This is a genomic window from Pseudomonas sp. MF7453, from assembly GCF_016405455.1.
In the GTDB taxonomy this organism is placed as follows: Bacteria; Pseudomonadota; Gammaproteobacteria; order Pseudomonadales; family Pseudomonadaceae; genus Aquipseudomonas; species Aquipseudomonas paralactis.
In genome coordinates this window covers 76,332-92,169 of the sequence record NZ_JAEKCN010000014.1, presented here as the reverse complement: position 1 = coordinate 92,169, position 15,838 = coordinate 76,332, and the positions used below count along the sequence as shown (strand labels likewise).

Genomic DNA, 15,838 nt, shown 5'->3' with positions numbered 1-15,838 from the left:
GTTCGCTGCCCTGCGCTATCATCGATAGCTTTCCCGTAGATGATTGACTGCCATGACTGCCCAGACCCTGACCACCGTCCTTGCTACCAGCGACATGCTTGAAATCGACGGCCTGCACGCCTTCGATTTTGAGCTCAATGACGAGAAGTTGCTGATCACCGCCATGGACGGTCGCGCAGAAAAACGCTGGGCGTTCAGCCTGGCCCAGGTGCAGGCCGCGACTTTTGACGAAACCCTGCAAAGCTGGACCCTTACCGGTGAATCGGGCGAGCATCGTCTGATCTGCATGAGCGCTTTCACCGGCAACAATAACGATGAGGATGAAGCCGATGATGATGCGTAAATTCTGGCCCTTGCTAATGGCGGGCAGCGTCGGTGCCATGTCGGTGCAGGCTGCACCGGCTGACACCCATGAACTGCTGGTGGGCAGCTACACTGCCGGTACCAGCGAAGGCATCTACCGCCTGCAATTCGACAGCCGTACCGGCCAGTTCAGCGGCAAGCCGGTGCTGGCGGCCAAGACGGCCAACCCATCGTGGTTGACGGTTTCCAAAGACCAGAAGTACCTGTTTGTGGTCAACGAGAACGGTCCAGGCCAGAAAGACCCGGTGGGTCGTGTCAGCAGTTACAGCATCGACCCGCACAATCATCAGCTCTCCCTGATCAACCAGGTGCAGAGCCTGGGCAACGAGCCAACCCATTCCAGCGTCGCCGCCGATGGCCGCCATCTGTTCGTCGCCAATTATTCGGTACTGGAAGACCCGGGTGGCAGCCTGGCGATCTTGCCGGTAGACGGCGAGGGCAAGCTGTCGGCCCCGGTGCAGTTGAGTGGGCATCCGGCCAGCCGCGTGAATCCTGAGCGCCAAGCGTCCAACCACGTGCATTCTGTGGTGTCGTCGCCGGATGGCAAGTACGTGTATGTGCAGGACCTGGGCGCTGACAAAGTATTTGTCTACCAGTACGACCCCAAGGCCAATCACGAACTGCCGCTGACGCCCGCCAATCCGGCCTCGGTGCAGCTGCCGCCCGGCAGCGGCCCGCGTCATTTGCTGTTCAGCGCCGACGGCAAGCACGCCTGGCTGACCACCGAGATGAGCGCCCAGGTCGCGGTGTTCGATTACAACGATGGCAAGCTGACGCAAACTCAGTTGCTGGACTATGCCGCCGGCCAACCGGTGTCCGACAAGGCGGGTGCGGCGCTGCATGTTTCAAGCGATGGCAAGTTCCTCTACGTGAGCAACCGCGGCACGGCCAATCAGTTGCTGGTGTTCAGCATCGATCCGGCCACCGCGCACCTCAAGGAAATCCAGCGTCGCTCGGTCGAAGGTGACCACCCGCGCGAGTTCAGCCTCGATCCGAGCGGCAAGTTCCTGCTGATCGCCAACCAGAAAAGCAACGAAATCGTGGTGGTAGAACGCGACCCCAAGACCGGTCTGCTGGGTAAAACTGTGCAGCAATTACCGATCGATGCCCCCAGCGACCTCAAGTTTCTGGTGCGTCAATAAGCCACAGGCCCCGCAATGCGGGGCCTGAGCCTTTGTATTAATTGCATTGATAGCAGCTACTGTTTCAAAGCATTTCTAAGGTCAAACCCTCGGGCGTAAGTTTGATTCCAAGGCCTCCACCGGCCACTCAATCAAACGAACACAAGGGTTACCGCCATGAACTTGAATCTCTTCTCCATCATCGCCGCTTCCGCTGTTTCCGCCACCGTAGCACTGCCCGCCGCTGCCAGCGTGGAAGTCACCGGCAAAAAATCCAGCGTCACCGCCTACACCCAGAAATACCTGCAACAGAGTGCCAATTTCTATGCAGCTCTGGATCACAAATCCCAGGGTTGAAGAAGACTAAACTGTGGGAGGAGGCTTGCCCCGATAAGCATGGGTATCTACACAACTTTTGTAGCCACTGCCAACCGTAACCACGATGCGAAGCGAGCCGCTCTTGATCTGCTCTTGATCTGCTCTTGATCTTAAGCGCCCCGTCAAACCACGCTGGCCGGAATTCGCCATGGATTTGGGGGGTAAACCGGCAGGGATGCCGGTTTAGCCGCCCCGCGCCATGGATGGCGCGTGGCGGCGGCCCCCCAAATCCATGGCGGATTACGGGCACACCGAGCCTAAGCGAGGTGCCGAGTGGTGGGGCAAGAGCCTTTTGGTTACTTTTGGGCTCTTTTCAAAAGTGACCCGCTGTAAAAGCGGAACCAATATCAGCCGCTACCCAAATAACGGATATGCACTCGATCAAAGTCCAGCATCCTGGTCGGCCCTGAGGCCGCCATCGGGGGCAAGCCCCCTCCCACAGGTCCGGCCGTCGCACCAAAGAGTTGTGTAGATACCTATGCCCCGATGAGGAAGTGTCAGTAAGCACACCTGTGACTGACCCACCTACATCAGCAGCAAGCCCCCCCCCCACAATTAGTCGAACAAGACTCAGGCTTTTGCCATCACCGCAATAAACAGCGGTGACTCCAGAAACCGTTGAAGCCACGCCTGCAACCGATAATACGGCGTCCCCGCAAACCATTCGCGATCCACATGGGCGAATTGGCGCACGAACGGTACCAGTGCCGCATCTGCCAGGCTCAGGTGATCGGCCAGCAAATACTCCCGCTCTGCCAGCAAGGCCTCCAGCTTGCGCAAGAACACCTCACCCTCGGCCCGGTAAGCCTCCATTGGTTGCTCGGGGAAGCGCTCGGGGTACTTGTATCGATTCAAATGATGTTTGAACACCTGATCATTCTCGGTAATCAGCGCATACACCGTCGGGTCACCTTGCAGCAACCAATCCTCGGGATCGTGCTGCGTCAGGGCCCACTGCATGATTTCAAGGCTTTGCTCGATCACACGGCCTTCGACGCTCAACACCGGCACCGTGCCCTTGGGCGACAGCACCAGCATTTCTGCCGGTTTGGCCTTGAGGCTCACTTCGACAATCTGCACCGGCACGCCTGAATAGCGCAGTGCCAACCGCGCCCGCATCGCATAGGGGCAGCGCCGGAACGAATACAGCAGCGCCTGGCTCACTTGACCTCCAGGGTGCTCAGGCCATTGCCCTGGCGCTTGACCTGGATTTGCACCGGGATGCGTTCGTGCATTTCCTGCACGTGAGAGATCACGGCCACCTTGCGGCCCTGGGCCTGCAAACCATCCAAAGCGTCCATGGCCAATTGCAGGGATTCGGGATCGAGGCTGCCGAAACCTTCGTCGATAAACAGCGACTCGATCTTCAAGGTGCTGGACGCCATGGACGCCAGCCCCAACGCCAGCGCCAACGACACCAGGAAGGTTTCGCCGCCGGACAGGGAATGCACCGAGCGCAATTCGTCACCCATTTCCGTGTCCATCACCAACAGCCCGAGCATACTGCCGCCGCGTTTTAGCCGGTAGCGGCGCACCAGTTGGCGCAACTGCACGTTGGCATGGTGCACCAGCAAATCGAGGTTGTAGGCCTGGGCGATCTTGCGGAAGGTGTCGCCGGTGGCCGAGCCGATCAGTGCATTCAAGCGTGCCCAGCGCTGCCATTCTTCATAGGCCTTGGCGATCTGTTCGGCCAGGGCCTGGTTGGCGTCCTGGCGGCGTTGATCTTCGGTTTGACGGGCGCGCAGTTCGGCGCAGTGTTTCTCGCCTTCGGCCAGTTGCTGATTGAGCGCCGCCAGGCTGTGGTCCAGTTGATCGGCGTCCAGATTACCGTTGTGCAAGGCCTGATGTTCGGCCAGGCGCTGTTCGCGCTCTTGCAGCAGCACCTTGGCTTGCTCGACAGCTTTTTCGCTGCTGTTCAGGTCCTGGCGTAGCTGCGCGACCTGGCCTTCATCAAAGGCCAGTAGACGTGACAGGCCCTGGTTATCCAGGTCGGGGTGCAGGGCGCGCCATTCGTTGATGCGTGTTTCAAGCGCTTGTTGTTCTGCTTGCAGTGCGTGCTGACGGTCCTGCTGGGCCTTGAGGTCAGCAGCCAGCTGGACCAGGGCCGTGTGCACGGTGTGCAGTTCCTGGTTGGCGTCGGTCTCGTTTTGGCGTGACTGCGCGACGGCCTGCTCCAGCTGCTGCTGCCAGTGTTCGGCGCTGGGGTGGTCACCCAGCAAGGCGCTGAGTTTTTCTTGAACAACCTGCTGTTGCTTAGCTAATTCGCTGGCTTGCAGCGTGAGCGCGTCAAGCTGCTGCTGGCGATGTTGCTGGTGGGTCTGCTGTTTCTCGATGGCCTGCTGGCGCTCCTGCTGCTCGGCCAGTTCATCACGCTGATGGCCCAACTGCTCAAGGCGCTGGCTGACCTGCTGGTCGAGTTGCATGAAGGTCGCCGCAGGCGCACTGCGCAAGCCCTCCAGGGTTTGCGCTGGCAACAAGTTGGCGAAAGTGGCGAGTTCTGCGTCGAGGCGTTCGCGGTCCTTGGCCAATTCCCGTTGCTGATCCACCAGCAATTGTCGAGCTTGCTGGCTGGCCTCCTGGGCGGCTTGCAACTGCTGCTGAAGGCGCCCGGCGTTTTGTTGCAGGTTGAGCAGGGCGCTCTGGCGTTGTTCGTCCTGAGTGAGGCTCTGGGTCAGTTGGGCCAATTGCTGGGCCAGCCAACCGCTGCGTTTGGCGGCGTCCTGGTTGAACAACGAGGCGGACAGCGAATGGGCCTCCAGGCTTTGTGCCAGGCCCTGTTGCTGTATCGCCAGCTGTTCCTGTTGGCGCAGGAACTCCTTTTGTTCTGCGATCAGGCCACCGACTTCACCGCGCAGTTCGTTGAGTTTTTCCTTGAGCTCGTCGACCGCCTTCTGCGCCGTGGCTTCTTCGTTTTCGTCGTGGCGACCCAGGCTGTGCAGCAGAGCTTCGGGCTGGTGATACGGATGCTCGTGACTGCCGCACACCGGGCAGGGTTGGTCGTCCTGCAGTTGCTCGCGTAACTCTTCGACGCTGGCACTGCGGGCGAGGCGTTGACGCTCCAGCAGTTGCTTGGTCACCGTCAGGGTTTGCTCGGCCACGCTGAGTTCGGCCTTGGTTTGCAGGCCGCTCTGGTTCAGTTGCTCGCGGCGTTGCGCGGCGTCGGCGAGTTTTTGCGTCAGCGCACCCGTCTGTTGATCCAGTTGCTGCTGGCTGTCCCACAAGCGGGCCAGGTCTTCGAAGGCTCGCTGTTGCTTGCGATTGTCTTGCAGCAGGCTGGCCAGTAACTGAATTTGCTCGGCCACCGCATGGGGTTCGGCACCGGCCTCCTGGTAGAGCAGGTCCAGGGCTTCGCGCTGTTGGGTGAACTGTTCGGCGGCGGTGCTGGCACGCTGTTCAAGTTGCGGCAGCTCGGCCTCGCCCTTGTTGAGACGATTGCCGATCAGCATCAGTTGTTGCAGGCGGTCGCGGTAGGCGTTCCAGGCTTCGCTCAGCGGGGCAAGGGCGGCGCTGTGCTCAAGCTCGGTGGCCAGGCGGTGCAGGCGTTCGGCGGCTTGAGTTTGTGTGTCTTGCAGACCCTTGAGCAGAGCCTGGCCTTCGTCGCAGGCACTTTGCTGTTGCTTTTTCTCTTCGCTGCGCTTGGCCAGCTCCCGGGTCACGTGGGCGAGGGTGTTCTGTTCTTCAACGGCCTGGCGCAGCAGAGGCGCCGCGTCGGCCTGGTTTTTCAGGGCCTCGGCCAGCGCCGCCTGGGCGGCCACTTGCTGTTGTTGCGCCTGGTCCTGGCGGGTATGCAGGGCGACTTGCTGCTCCAGATGTTGCTGAATCTGCGCGGCGATTGGTGTCAACAGCGTGCCGAGTTCTGCCTGGCGCAAGAAATGATGGCGTTGCGGTGCCAATTGCTCCAGGCGACTCAAGTCCTGGCGTTGCGGGCCTTGGCTGTCCCAGTGCTGCTGGGCGTGCTGCAATTGTTCCACGGCGCTGAGCTGGCGCTCTTGCCATTCACGCAACTCTTTAAGCCAGGTGTGCTGCAACTCCAACTGCTTGAGCTGGGCCTGCTGAGTCTTGAGTCGCTGCTGGGCCTCGGCCAACTGTTGATCAAGTTCGGCGCGTGCTTCAGGGGCCAGAGGCACTACGCCGGTGGCCTGGTCTTGCAGCTGTTTGTGGGCGTCTCTGGCGTCCTTGGCCTTGTCGAATGCACGTCGACCCAGTTGGGTGTACAGCGCAGTATCGGTGAGCTTTTCCAGCAGTTCGCTGCGCTCATTGTCATTGGCCTTGAGGAAGGCGCTGAACTCGCTTTGCGCCAACAGGACGGCACGGGTGAACTGCTCGAAGTTCAGACCCAGGGCCAATTCGAGTTGGGTCTTGTATTCGGTTTTCTGGCTGGCCAGCAGTTGGTCGCTGTCCAGGTCGATCAGGCTTTGTCGGCTGTTCTGCAACTTGCCGCTGGCCTTGTCGCGGGCGCGGTTGGCTTCCCAGCGCGCACGGTAACGACGGCCACTGACGCCGACGAAGTCCACCTCGGCATAACCGCCGCCGGTGCCACGCCGAATCAGCGTGCGCGGGTCGCCGATGGAGATATCCGTGTCGGCATCCGGCATCTTGGCCTGGCCGGTATCACCCAGGCGCGGCACGGCGCCAAACAGCGCCAGGCACAGCGCATCGAGCAGGGTACTTTTACCCGCGCCGGTCGGCCCGGTAATGGCGAACAAACCTGCACTGGCCAGCGGCTCGGCGGTAAAGTCGATTTCGAACGGGCCGCCCAGGGAGGCGAGGTTTTTCAGGCGGATAGCGAGGATCTTCATGGCTGTTCGCCCTCCTGTTGCACTTCCTGGAGCAGCACGGCGAAATCCTTCAGGGTTTGCTCATCCACTTCGCTGCCATAGCTGTCCTGCCAGGCGCGGCTGAACAATTCCTGGGGCGTGAGCTGGTCGAGTTCGATCAAGCGCTCATCGTCGCCTTCGCTGTTGCCGCGCTGGCCGGCGTATTCGGCGGCGATGCGCACCAGGCGCACGGCCTTGCCTTGCAGGGCGGTTTCGATCTGTTGGCGCAGGTCCGGTTGCGGCTCGTCGAGGCGCACGCGAACTTCCAGCCAGGGGTGGCGCTGGGTTTCGGCGAGCAGGTCGATGTCGGGCAGCTCACCGAGTTGCTTGAGGATATCGGCCAGGGGCGCGGCATCCAGGCGTTGCAGATTGACGGAGCGGGGAATCAGGATCGGTTCGCAGCCCACCAGCCTTTCGCCCTGGAACGTCACGTCGAGAATCTGGTGCTTGTAGCCGATCTCGGAAAACGACAGCGGAATCGGCGAGCCGCTGTAGCGAATACGCTCTTCGCCATTGACCTGTTGCGGCTTGTGCAAATGGCCGAGGGCAACATAGCCGACGGTTTTATCGAACAGGCTGGCCGGCAGCGCCTCGGCATTGCCGATGATCAGGCTGCGCTCGGAGTCTTCCGATACCGACCCACCGGCCATGTGCGCATGGCTGATGGCGATCAGCGCCTGGCCCTTTTTGCGTTTGGCATTGGCTGCCGCGATCAGCCATTCGTGCACCTGGCCGATACCACGCAAGTAATCATCGCCCAAGTGCGCACCGGTGACTTCCGCCGGGCGTAGAAAAGGCAACGCCAGGCACCAGGCGGCAATCTTGCCTTTGGCATCCGGCAAGGGGATCAGCAGGCGCTCGGCATCCAACTGGCCATCATCGAGCCACAGCACCCGGCCCAGGGCATGGGTGCGCAGGCGGCGCATCAACGGCGCGGGCAGCTCGATACGCGAGCCGGAGTCATGGTTGCCGGCGATCATCACAATCGTCAGCGCCGGGTTTTGTTCGTGGGCGCTGATGATGAAGTCATACAGGCGCTCCTGGGCCTTGAGCGGCGGATTGACCGTGTCGAAGATATCGCCGGCGATCAACAGTGCATCCGGGCGCTGGGCTTTAAGTTGGCCCAGCAGCCATTCCAGGAAACAGGCGTGTTCGAAGTCGCGTTCCTGGCCGTGGAGGTTTTGGCCCAGGTGCCAGTCGGAGGTGTGGAACAGACGCAAGGCGAACTCCGTGGAGAAGATGAAAAAGAGGGGAGTTTACCTGTAAAAGTGCGCGTGGACTTATGGGCGACGCGATCAACGGAGTATGAGCTAGCCCTGATGGCTGATTGTAGGAGCGAGCTTGTTCGCGAAAAACGTCAACGATAACGCGTGTTTTTTGAATAAACGCGGCGCCTGCGAGTTTTTCGCGAGCAAGCTCGCTCCTACACAGGGGTTATGGGGCGTTAGTGGGGTTGGGTTGCAGGCAATCCAGCGCACGGTCGGCGAGGGTGCGGGCCATGTCGATCAGGTGAGCGGTGGAACAGGCCATGTCGCGTTGGGCGCCTTTGAGTCCCTCGGCGGTTTCGGTGGCGGTAGTGGCGGCGCAACGCAGCAGCGAGGAGATGCTGGCGATGGCGTCTTCGAAACTCAGGTCTTCGTGGGCGACGAAAATGGGAAAGGGTGGGTCGGGGACGATTTTGCTCATGGGTATAGCTCCTACTCAGTTGGGGCGCCGTCCTATGCCGTTTCCACACGACAAATTAGGTGGCAGCCATACGCGGGGTGGAAACCGGGGAGTAGGACCCAGTCAGACCGAAGTCTGCCCGCGCACAGCCGCCATTGAGCGTTTGCACACGATCATGACGCCTACTCATTCCAGGTTTCCACACCCGATCGCTGATATGCAGCGACGAAGCGAAGGCTAGCCAGTGGGTTGAGCAGGCGCAAGGCCAAAGGATTGTCTAGGAAACGTCCTGCAAATTAAAGGGATATGGATTGCTGGCCTTTAACAATGCATGTCGAACGGACTGTGATGAATGGAACGGCAGGTTGAGTGACGACCACCCAGAAGGTGGATTTTTCAATCAATCCCTGAATGAATCAGAGGCCCACCATGTCATTTTCAGTAAACCCACCTTCCACTAGCGCTTTCACCGCTTTACCCAAGCAACCGGATGCTGACAGTCGCTCAAACCAAGCTAGCCATCGTCAGGCACGAAGCACCGAAACCCAGGCCAGCGCCACAGACCCGCGCCCGTACGCAAGCGTGACTGACCGACAACTAATAGGGCTGATCCGCGACCACTTCCGCGAGTACGCCGCAGGGGCGACAGACAGCTATGTGAACTTCAATGAGTTGAAAGAAGCCGCTGGCCTGATAGCCACCGACAGGACATTTTCACCAGAGGCACACCACGCGGCCAAGGAGTTACTCACACGGCCAAAATTGCTACGCAAGCTGGATATCGGCATCAACTTCTTCGGTGGTCCCGGCAAGGAGGACGGCCGGTTCGATATGGATAACCTGAACTATCTGTACAAATTCCCCCATCGTGAATGGAAGGTTCCGCGTCGTAATCACTAAGTGCAGGCGGGCGGCCGTGCAGGCGATGCGGATCAACAGTGTGTGGCTTGCCTGCGATGGCGGAGTATCAACCAGCACATCTGCCGACTGTTACACCGCCATCGCGGCATAGGTACCTACACAATTTTGGTACGGCGCTGAACCTGTGGCGAGGGAGCTTGCTCCCGTGACGGCCTGACAGCCTACGCTTATCTACCTGACGCACCGCAGTCCAAATGTGGGAGCTGGCTTGCCTGTGAAGACGGCCTGACAGTCAACACAGTTGGACCGGGTACATATCCGTTATTTAGGTAACGGCCACTTAGGGTTCCGCCCTGACGGCGGGTCACTTTGGAAAAGAGCCGGAATGCCGGCCCAGCCCAAAGTAACCAAAGGGCTCTTGCCCCACCACTCGGCACCTCGCTTAGGCTCGGTGTGCCCGTAATCCGCCAGTGATTTGGGGGGCCGCCGCCACGCGCCATCCATGGCGCGGGGCGGCTAAACCGGCATCCCTGCCGGTTTACCCCCCAAATCCCTGTCGAATTCCGGCCAGCGTGGTTTAACGGGGCGCCTGAGATCAAAAGCAGATCAAGAGCAGATCAAGAGCGGCTCGCTTCGCATCGTGGTTACCGTTGGGTGCTGCTACAACAACCTACAAAATTGTGTCCATACCTATGGCCATCGCGGGCAAGCCCGCTCCCACAGGGGTTTGTGGTGTTGGTTAAGGCTGGGTTACTTGGGGTAGAGCGGCGGCAAACTGGTGGTATCGGTGGCCGGGTCTTGCTCGCGTTCGGCCACGGGGATCGCCTTGATCGCGCGCCACAGGTCATCCCCCAACCAGTACTGGCCGCTTTCGCTGTACAGCGCGCCATTCAAGCCGTCCAGGGCATCTGACAGCGGCACAAACCGTGCGGCCATGTCGGCCAGGGTTTCGGGTTGTTGTCGCGCCCAGGCGTCGAGGGCCTGGCGGGTAGCATGAGGGTCGTTGGCCTGGGTGGCGCGCTTGAGGTCGTCGAGCAGGGTGCGTGGGCTGGGGCCGGTTTGGGCGGCGCGTTGTACCGCTGGCTGCCGGCGTGCGCGCCACCACAGGCCGAAGCCCAGCAGCGTGGTACAGGCCAACAGCAATGTGCTCAGTTGCCATAGCCACAGGCGCTCATCGTCGGGTGCGGTGATGATGGTCGGCGTGGCGGGGGTGTCTACCACGAGGCTGGGATTGACCGCCACTTGCACAGTACGCGCCGGCAGGCTGGTGCGTTCCAGATGATCTTCGTGGGTGTTCCACCACACCACTTCCACCGGCGGCAGTTCCAGCTCTCCGGCGCGGGTAGGCACCAGGGCTTCGCGGTCTTCACGACTGCCGATCAGGCCGCGGTCGTTGGTTTGATTGGCCAGTACCGGTTGATCGGGATAGCGGCGCAGGCCGTTGACTTCGGGGCTGGGCAACGCCGGCAACTGCGCGCTGGACAGGCCTTCGGCCTGAACGGTGAGGCTGCGGGTCAGGGAGTCGCCGACTTGTACGTGGTCCGGCGTGGGGTTCCAGCCTTCGCTCAGGGTCAGGCTGCGCGCCGGCAGCCAGGGAGCGTCGGCGGGGTAGAGGTCCGGCTTGGGTTTGATCGTCAACGGCAGGGCCGCGGAGCTGACGTGGATCATCTTGCCCGGCTTGGTGCCCTGCAGTGTGTTTTCCTGAGGGGGGCGCGACTCCACCAGGGTGGCGCTGAAGGTCTGCGCCGGAATCACCACCGTGCCGCTGTGCTGCGGGTAGAGGGCGTAGCGGGTCTCGATCACCCCATGGCGGATGCTGTTGATGACCTTCTCATAGGTGCGCGACTCGCCCAGTTGCTCGACGCGCGCATCAGGGATCTGCAAGGGCGTGAGGCTGCTGTCGTCATACAGCGACACCGAGTGGTACACGCGCACGGTCAACAGTGCCTGGGCCTGGACGTACACGGCGGTCTGGTCGAGGTTGGCCTCGATAAATACCGGGGCCAGCTCGGTGCTGGTGTTCTGGCTGGCGGTCTCGACCACTTGCAGGGTGATCGGCTGTGTCTTGAGTGCGCCCACTTGCAACGGCGGGATGACCACGCTGCCGTTTTCCTTGGGCAGCAGGGTGATAATCCAGCGGGTGGTGGCGTGGTTATCGCCGCCCAGGGTGGTGAGTTGGTTGATCTGACGGGTGCCGCTGACTTCGAACTGTGCATCCAGGGGCGACAGGTCCGGCTTGCCGAACTGGGTAACATCGCTGGACTCCACCGTCAGTTCCACCGTTTCCCCGGAATTGAGGCGGTTGCGGTCTACGCTGGCGACCAGGTTCGCCGCCTGGGCGTGGCCTGCCGACAACGCGAGCAGGAGCAAAAGGGTGGTGCGGCGGCTCATCGAGTCGTGTCCTGATGTTGTTGCTGTTCGTACCAGAATTTGCGCCGCAGCAGCTCGCCGGGGTTGTCCGGGATCTCTTGCAGCCATTGCTCCAGCGCCTGTCGGCGCTCGCCTTCAAGGCGCGTGTCGACAGGGCGCAGGGGCGGCGTGGTGGTGTGCTCGTCGCCCAGTTCGCTGCCCGGCACTTCATTGCCGCCTGGCTGTGGCGTGGCGCCGGCCTGAGCCTCATCGTTGCCGGCTTCGCCCTGGCCCTGGGGCGATTGCTCGCCACTCTGGCCCGTTTGCCCGTTGGCACCCGGTTGCGCAGTTTGGCCGGGTTGTGGGCTTTCGTCATCTTCGTTTTTTGCAGGCGTGGCCGGCTCAGGCTCGGCTTGCTCTTGCATCAGGGTTTCAATCAGCGCCTTGTTTTTCAGCGCTGGCTGCAAATCGGGTTGAGCTTCCAGGGCTTGCTCGTAGGCGTCGATCGCGGCTTCGAGTTCACCGGCTTTGGCCAGGGCATTGCCTCGATTGTAGTGGGAATAGGCGTCGTTGCCCTGGGCAAAACGTTTGATCGCCTCGGCGTAATTGCCCGCTTCGTACAGCGCTACCCCTTGCCATTGTGGGTCCTGAAAGTGTTCGGCGGCTTCGGCCGGGCGCTTGTGCTTGAGCAGGTATTGGCCTTGCTGGTCGGGGCGCAGCCACAGGTCCTGAAGGCCAAAGGCGTAGCTCGGTTGAGGCGCGCCCAACAGCAGCAATGGCAGGCAGAACAGCCAGCCGCGACGCCCGGCACAAGCGGCCAGCAATAATAGCGGCAACAGCAGCCAGTAACCCTGGTCGGCCCAGGTATCCAGGTGCAGCACCTGGCCGTCGTTGCGCAGGGCTTGTACGCTGTCGAGCATACCGAGCTGGCGCAGATCCTTGTCATCCAGGCGCGCCGCACGGTAGCGGCCGCCCATTTCACTGGCGAAGGCCTTGAGCGTCGGGCTGTCGAGGCGCGGCACCAGGATCGCGCCCTGGTCGTCCTTGAGGAACTCGCCGTTTTCCTGGGTCACCGGTGTGCCTTCGCGGCTGCCAAGGCCGAGGATCGACAAGGGCGGTGCCTGGGCACTTTGCAATTGCAGACGGATGCCCTGGCGTTCCTGTTTCGACAGCGACGAGCCGATCAGCAGCAGGCGGCCCTGGCCGAGACCGCCTTGCTTTAGCAGGCCCAGGGCTTTTTCCACGGCCAGATCGGCGCGATGGCCGGGTTCGGGCATGATCGAGGGGCGCAGGGCCTCCAGCAGGTTGCGGCTGGTGGCCAGGTCGTCCGACAGCGGCACCAGCGTATGAGCGCTGCCGGCATAAACGACGATGGCGGTTTGCGCATCGGTGCGAGCCTGCAGCAAGTCATACAGCTTGCGCCGCGCCTGTTCCAGGCGGTTGGGCGGGCTGTCGGTGGCGAGCATTTCCGGGGTCAGCTCCAGCAGCACCACCAACGGGTCGGATGGTTTCTGGCTGGACTGTTCAACCCGTTGCCAACTGGGCCCCAGCAATGCCAGCACAGCCAGCAGCCAGGCAATGCCCAATACCACCCACGGCGCTTTGCTCTCGCGGCCGTTGCCGCCACTGAGCAGCACCGCATGGAAGGCCGGTGGCAGGATCATCTGCCAGCGGCCGGCACGTTTTTGTCGGTGCCACAATTGCCACAGCAACCAGCCGAGCAGCGGCAACAACAACAGCCACCAAGGCCGGAACCAGTGCGGCCACAAGGCGATCATCGACGCCTCCGCAAGCGCAGGCGCTGAAGGCGCTGGCGCCATTCAGGGTGTTGTTGCAGGAAGATCCCTTTGCTCGACAGCTTGTTGAACGCGCGTTGCAAGGCGTTGTTGGGCCAGCGTTCCTGGATCACCAGCAACAGGCTCAGGATCAGCGCCAGTGCCAGAGGGCCGCTGTACAACGCCTGGGCCGGGCGAGCCTGGGTCGGTTGCTGCTCAACGGGCTCAAGGGTGTCGAGGGTCTCTTTGATGTTCAGCAGTTCTTCACCATCGCGGGCGCGGAAATACTGCCCCCCGGTGGCCTCGGCCAGAGCCTTGAGTGCCGGCTCGTCGAGGTCCAGGCTCGGATTTACGCCGAGAATGCCCAGGGAACCGGTTTGCTCAGGGTCGGCGCCGATACCGATGGGGTAGATTTTCACCCCTTCTTCGGCGGCCAGGCGCGCAGCGGTGAGCGGGTCGATCTGCCCGGCATTGTTGGCGCCGTCGGTGACCAGAATCAGCACGCGGCTCTGCGCCGGACGCTGGCGCAGGCGTTTCAACGCCAGTCCAATGGCATCGCCGATGGCGGTGTTCTTGCCGGCAATGCCGATACGCGCTTCATCCAGCCAGGTGCGTACGGTGCGCCGATCAAAGGTCAGCGGTGCCTGCAGGTAGGCTTGGGTACCAAACAGGATCAAGCCCACGCGGTCACCTTGACGTTCTTCAAGAAAGTCCCCGAGCAGGTGTTTGACCAGGGCCAGACGACTCACGTCTTCGTCTTGCCAGTGCATGTCGGGGAAATCCATGGAGCCGGACACGTCCACCGCCACCAGCAAATCCCGGCCACTGGCCGCAATCGGCAAGGGTTCGCCCAGCCATTGCGGGCGCGCAGCGGCAGTCAGCAGCAACAGCCACAACACCACGAAGGGCGCCTGCTGACGCCAGCCGGGCAGGTTGGCCCGGGCGCGGCGGCGGGCCAGGCTTTCGAGGTCACTGAGGTAGCTGACTTTCAACGCGGGCTCGCCGCTGTCGGCTACCGGCAGGATCAAGCGCATCAACCAGGGCAATGGCAACAAGGCGAAGATCCACGGCCAGGCGAACTCAAACATGTTTGCGGATCCAGGTGTCGACAGCTTGAGTCAGGCCGGCGATGGCTTTGTCGTCGAGTTTGCATTCGGGCTTGTAGGCGCCTTCCACCAGCACCATCCAGCGGGTCAGGCCGGCAGCCGGGCAGCGGTTGTCGAGGAAGGCCAGCCATTTGCGGCCGTTGAGGGTATGGCTCTGGCTGTACGGGTAGTCGTTACGGCACAGGCGCTTGAGCAGGCCGTTGAGTTGTTGCAGCCAGGCGCCGGCGGGTGCGCCGTCGTAGGGCTTGGGCATCAAGGCCAGTTCGGCCAGGGCGGCGATGCGCAGCGGGTCCAGTGGTTGTTCTGCGCGGGCCACGGGGCGGCGCACCGGCAGGAAGCGGCGAAGCCTCCACAGGCCCCAGCCGAGCAGCGGGATCACCAGCAGCAACAGCCACCAGCCGGGAGCAGGGGGCCAGAAGCCGATGGCTGGGGGGGCGATCAACGGTTGCAGTTGGTCCAGGCTGCTCATTGTTTTTTAACCGGCCGTTGCGGGTTGAGGTACTCGCGCAGTTGCTCAACCATTTCACTCTGGGTGCTCAGGGGCATCAACAACACCCGCAGCTTCTGCGCCAGCCGTTCCCAGCGGGCGATGCGCGCTTCGGCCTGGGCTTTGTAGGCCTGGCGCAAATCAATGTTAAGGGTATCCAGCTCCAGCTGTGCGCCGCGCTCTGCGAAGCGCAGTAACCCGGCGGCGGGCAGGGCGTGATCGAGCGGGTCGGAAATGGGCAACAGCAACAGGTCGCAATGTCGCGACAGCAGGCTCAGCTGTTGCTCGGCGCTGTCAGTCAGCGCTCGTTCATCGCAAATCACAATCCCCAGGCTGCCCGGGCGTAACACTTCACGGCCACGGCGCAAGGCCATGCCCAGAGCGTCGGCTTCGGGGCGGCTTTCAGTGTTCAAGCTTTGATTGACCCGCACCAGGCGGTTAAGCAGCTGCAACAGGCTTTGTTTGCTGCGCCGGGGCTTGATTTCGTAGTGCTCGCTGTCGCCGAACACCAGCCCGCCGACCCGGTCGTTATGCCCCAGCGCCGCCCAGCCGATCAGGCTGGCGGCTTGTGCGGCCAGCACCGACTTGAACATCTGCCCCGAGCCAAAGAACAACCGGCAGCTTTGCTCCACCATGATAAAGATCGGCCGTTCGCGTTCTTCGTGGAACAACTTGGTGTGCGGCTCCTGGGTGCGCGCCGTCACGCGCCAGTCAATGGTGCGCACGTCGTCGCCGGCCTGGTAGACCCGCACCTGATCGAAGTCCACACCGCGCCCGCGCAGCTTGGAGTGGTGCAGACCGATCAACGGGCTGCGCTGGCCGGGCGTGGAAAACAGCTGCACTTCGCGCACGTGGTGACGCATCTCAATCAATTCACTGAGGGTTACGCGTATGCCATCGCTTGCGTTCATCGGCT

General features: G+C 61.9%; 13 protein-coding genes. 4 read left to right on the top strand and 9 right to left on the bottom strand.

Going from position 1 to position 15,838, the window contains the following annotated elements; genetic code table 11:
• Positions 1–52 precede the first annotated feature (52 nt).
• The 3 genes from JFT63_RS21570 to JFT63_RS21560 all read left to right on the top strand — a co-directional run bounded on the left by JFT63_RS21570 (position 53) and on the right by JFT63_RS21560 (position 1,841).
• Entirely contained in the window at positions 53–343 is a 291-nt protein-coding gene (locus tag JFT63_RS21570) for a DUF5629 family protein (protein WP_057703525.1), read from the top strand.
• Positions 330–1,505, top strand: coding sequence for a lactonase family protein (locus JFT63_RS21565; RefSeq protein WP_198844706.1), 1,176 nt, complete (start codon positions 330–332; stop codon positions 1,503–1,505). The genes JFT63_RS21570 and JFT63_RS21565 overlap by 14 nt, the downstream gene beginning before the upstream one ends.
• Positions 1,506–1,661: 156 nt before the next feature.
• Positions 1,662–1,841, top strand: coding sequence for a hypothetical protein (locus tag JFT63_RS21560; RefSeq protein WP_186560020.1), 180 nt, complete (start codon positions 1,662–1,664; stop codon positions 1,839–1,841).
• Between the two features lie 591 nt (positions 1,842–2,432).
• On the opposite strand, the gene JFT63_RS21555 is transcribed toward JFT63_RS21560, so the two are convergent.
• The 4 genes from JFT63_RS21555 to JFT63_RS21540 all read right to left on the bottom strand — a co-directional run bounded on the left by JFT63_RS21555 (position 2,433) and on the right by JFT63_RS21540 (position 8,365).
• Positions 2,433–3,026 carry a glutathione S-transferase gene (locus JFT63_RS21555; protein WP_198844705.1) on the bottom strand — a complete coding sequence of 198 codons (594 nt, stop codon included), beginning with the start codon at positions 3,024–3,026 and terminating at the stop codon, positions 2,433–2,435.
• Positions 3,023–6,661: an AAA family ATPase gene (locus tag JFT63_RS21550; protein ID WP_198844704.1), complete on the bottom strand. Its 3,639-nt coding sequence runs from the start codon at positions 6,659–6,661 to the stop codon at positions 3,023–3,025. Before JFT63_RS21550 ends, JFT63_RS21555 begins: the two co-directional genes overlap by 4 nt.
• The gene (locus JFT63_RS21545; protein ID WP_057703520.1) at positions 6,658–7,899 is read right to left on the bottom strand and encodes an exonuclease SbcCD subunit D C-terminal domain-containing protein; all 1,242 of its coding nucleotides are present in this window, start codon (positions 7,897–7,899) and stop codon (positions 6,658–6,660) included. The genes JFT63_RS21550 and JFT63_RS21545 overlap by 4 nt, the downstream gene beginning before the upstream one ends.
• 214 nt (positions 7,900–8,113) lie before the next feature.
• On the bottom strand, positions 8,114–8,365 hold the full coding sequence (locus JFT63_RS21540; protein ID WP_057703519.1) for a DUF6124 family protein: 252 nt from the start codon (positions 8,363–8,365) through the stop codon (positions 8,114–8,116).
• A 408-nt stretch (positions 8,366–8,773) separates the two neighbouring features.
• Between JFT63_RS21540 and JFT63_RS21535 the strand changes: the two genes are divergently transcribed.
• Complete coding sequence (locus JFT63_RS21535; protein WP_198844703.1) at positions 8,774–9,244, top strand: hypothetical protein; 471 nt, start codon at positions 8,774–8,776, stop codon at positions 9,242–9,244.
• A gap of 711 nt (positions 9,245–9,955) precedes the next feature.
• Here the strand turns inward: JFT63_RS21535 and JFT63_RS21530 are convergent.
• From JFT63_RS21530 to JFT63_RS21510, 5 genes are read right to left on the bottom strand one after another with little or no spacing between them, the layout of a single operon-like run.
• On the bottom strand, positions 9,956–11,596 hold the full coding sequence (locus JFT63_RS21530) for a BatD family protein (RefSeq protein WP_186560491.1): 1,641 nt from the start codon (positions 11,594–11,596) through the stop codon (positions 9,956–9,958).
• Positions 11,593–13,332 carry a tetratricopeptide repeat protein gene (locus tag JFT63_RS21525; RefSeq protein WP_198844702.1) on the bottom strand — a complete coding sequence of 580 codons (1,740 nt, stop codon included), beginning with the start codon at positions 13,330–13,332 and terminating at the stop codon, positions 11,593–11,595. The genes JFT63_RS21530 and JFT63_RS21525 overlap by 4 nt, the downstream gene beginning before the upstream one ends.
• Positions 13,329–14,417 (bottom strand): vWA domain-containing protein, encoded by a 1,089-nt coding sequence (locus JFT63_RS21520; protein WP_057703516.1) that lies wholly within the window; start codon positions 14,415–14,417, stop codon positions 13,329–13,331. The genes JFT63_RS21525 and JFT63_RS21520 overlap by 4 nt, the downstream gene beginning before the upstream one ends.
• The gene (locus tag JFT63_RS21515; RefSeq protein ID WP_057703515.1) at positions 14,410–14,904 is read right to left on the bottom strand and encodes a DUF4381 domain-containing protein; all 495 of its coding nucleotides are present in this window, start codon (positions 14,902–14,904) and stop codon (positions 14,410–14,412) included. The genes JFT63_RS21520 and JFT63_RS21515 overlap by 8 nt, the downstream gene beginning before the upstream one ends.
• On the bottom strand, positions 14,901–15,833 hold the full coding sequence (locus JFT63_RS21510) for a DUF58 domain-containing protein (RefSeq protein WP_005787858.1): 933 nt from the start codon (positions 15,831–15,833) through the stop codon (positions 14,901–14,903). Before JFT63_RS21510 ends, JFT63_RS21515 begins: the two co-directional genes overlap by 4 nt.
• Positions 15,834–15,838 lie beyond the last annotated feature (5 nt).

Bases quoted from the DNA above. Each gene is read 5' to 3' on its own strand.
- JFT63_RS21525 (WP_198844702.1), bottom strand. From the start codon at position 13,332: ATGATCGCCTTGTGGCCGCACTGGTTCCGGCCTTGGTGGCTGTTGTTG.
- JFT63_RS21515 (WP_057703515.1), bottom strand. From the start codon at position 14,904: ATGAGCAGCCTGGACCAACTGCAACCGTTGATCGCCCCCCCAGCCATC.
- JFT63_RS21535 (WP_198844703.1), top strand. From the start codon at position 8,774: ATGTCATTTTCAGTAAACCCACCTTCCACTAGCGCTTTCACCGCTTTA.
- JFT63_RS21540 (WP_057703519.1), bottom strand. From the start codon at position 8,365: ATGAGCAAAATCGTCCCCGACCCACCCTTTCCCATTTTCGTCGCCCAC.
- JFT63_RS21520 (WP_057703516.1), bottom strand. From the start codon at position 14,417: ATGTTTGAGTTCGCCTGGCCGTGGATCTTCGCCTTGTTGCCATTGCCC.
- JFT63_RS21550 (WP_198844704.1), bottom strand. From the start codon at position 6,661: ATGAAGATCCTCGCTATCCGCCTGAAAAACCTCGCCTCCCTGGGCGGC.
- JFT63_RS21565 (WP_198844706.1), top strand. From the start codon at position 330: ATGATGATGCGTAAATTCTGGCCCTTGCTAATGGCGGGCAGCGTCGGT.
- JFT63_RS21530 (WP_186560491.1), bottom strand. From the start codon at position 11,596: ATGAGCCGCCGCACCACCCTTTTGCTCCTGCTCGCGTTGTCGGCAGGC.
- JFT63_RS21510 (WP_005787858.1), bottom strand. From the start codon at position 15,833: ATGAACGCAAGCGATGGCATACGCGTAACCCTCAGTGAATTGATTGAG.
- JFT63_RS21570 (WP_057703525.1), top strand. From the start codon at position 53: ATGACTGCCCAGACCCTGACCACCGTCCTTGCTACCAGCGACATGCTT.
- JFT63_RS21560 (WP_186560020.1), top strand. From the start codon at position 1,662: ATGAACTTGAATCTCTTCTCCATCATCGCCGCTTCCGCTGTTTCCGCC.